The sequence below is a fragment of the Hydrogenophaga sp. genome (genome assembly GCF_030656115.1).
Lineage (GTDB): Bacteria > Pseudomonadota > Gammaproteobacteria > Burkholderiales > Burkholderiaceae_C > Hydrogenophaga.
Genome location: NZ_JAUSOO010000004.1, coordinates 1 through 1,759 on the forward strand (window position 1 = coordinate 1; position 1,759 = coordinate 1,759).

The window sequence follows — 1,759 nt, forward strand, 5'->3', positions numbered from 1 at the left end:
CCGACCGGCTGGCCGCTGTCATCAACGATGTCAACCCCGGCGCCGAGCCCGCGCGCGCCGAACGAGCCTGGCCGCAAGGGATGGTGCAGGGTGCCGGTGAAGTTGCAGCCGCCAACCTCGGTGCCGCCGACGATGTTGAGGAACGGCAATTTCTCTTTGCAGATGTGCTTGAAGAACCAGCGCCAGGGCGCCTCGGTCCAGGCCTCGCCGCCGGAGCAGGTGATGCGCAGCGAAGACAAGTCGTAGCGCTGGACTTCTTCGTCGCCGTAGCGCATCAGGCTGCGGATCAGCGTGGGCGCGACACCCAGGTAGGTGACTTTGTGATCTTGCACCAGGCGCCAGAAGCGGCCCGTGTCGGGGAAGTCGGGCGTGCCTTCGGCCACCAGCAGGCTGCCGCCGAAATAGCTCGGAATGCAGGCGCACATGGCGCCCACCATCCAGCCCATGTCGCTCATGAAGAAGAAACGGTCGCTCGACTTGAAATCGGCACAGATGTGCATGTCGCGCGTGACCATCGAGCCCAGGAAGCCGACGTGCGTCCAGACACAGCCCTTGGGCTTGCCGGTGGTGCCAGAGGTGTAGAGCAGCACGGCGGGCGCGTCGGCGGCCATCTCGGCGGTCGGCATGTCGTGAGGCTGGCCGGCGACCAGGCTGGCCCAGTCGTGGTCGCGTCCCGGCGTCATCGGGCAGGGGGCGGCGTCGCCCAGGTGGCGCAGCACCACCACGTGCTGCACGCTGGGCACCTCGGCAAGTGCTTCGTCCAGCACCGACTTCATTACGCCGGGCGTGCCGCGCCGCCAGGTGCCGTCCACCGTCAGCACCGCCTTGGCCTCGCCGTCGTTCAGGCGGGCGACAATGGGCTGCGGCCCGAAGCCGGAGAACAGCGGCATCAACACGGCGCCAATTTTCAGTACGGCAAAGAATGCGACAAAGGTCTCCGGCAGATTGGGCAGGTACAGGCCGACCCGGTCGCCCTGGCCGATGCCCAGCGACTGCAGCGCTCCGGCCAGGCGGCAGACTTCGGCGTCAAATTCGCGGTAGCTCAAGGACTTGCGGTTTTTCGGGTCTTCGCCCTCCCACACCAGGAAAGGCTGGTCCCACACCGGCGTTCTGCGGTGCCGTTCCAGGCAGTTCAGCACGATGTTGGTGGTGCCGCCGATGCACCAGCGTGCCCATTCGATGCCGCGCGAGGTGTCAAGCATCTGCGTGTAGGGCTGGTAGAAGCGGAAGTCGCAGAACTCGAACACCTCTTGCATCAGCCAGGCCGGATCGGCGTCGGCACGGGCACTCAAGTATTCGAAGTCGGACTCGCCCACTTTGTGCAAAAAAGCGGTCAGGTTGGACTGCGCCATCAGTTCAGGGGAAGGCGCCCAATCAAACGGTTGTTTGGTAGAATTCATGTGGCAATCCTATCCGAACGTCGTATTGGAGTCCAGCGGTGCAGTCTCACCGCGTCGTTTCTTCTCCGCAGCTCTACGTAGTCAGAAAGGCGGTCTATCCGTGCATGTCGACGAAGCGATTCGCAGCCGAAAATCGGTCAGGCGGTTTCTACCTGCCTCCGTTCCTTCCTCGGTGGTGCAGCACATTCTGAGCGTGGCGGCGCGTGCCCCGAGTGGCAACAACGTGCAGCCGTGGAAGGTGTATGCGGTGGCGGGTGAGGCCCGGCAGCGCCTGTGTGATGCCTTCATTGAGGCGGCCACGCACGAGCCTGACCGGCATCAGCCCGAGTACGCGTATTACCCCACGACCTGGGTCGAGC

General features: G+C 64.5%; 2 protein-coding genes. One reads left to right on the forward strand and one right to left on the reverse strand.

The window, feature by feature from the left end:
• The coding region (locus Q7J58_RS00260) for an AMP-binding protein (RefSeq protein WP_304821742.1) at positions 1 to 1,400 on the reverse strand (1,400 nt) is incomplete at its 3' end.
• On the opposite strand from Q7J58_RS00260, the gene Q7J58_RS00265 reads away from it, so the two are divergent.
• The coding region (locus tag Q7J58_RS00265) for a nitroreductase family protein (protein WP_304821745.1) at positions 1,399 to 1,759 on the forward strand (361 nt) is incomplete at its 3' end. The two genes, Q7J58_RS00260 and Q7J58_RS00265, sit on opposite strands and share 2 nt — an antisense overlap.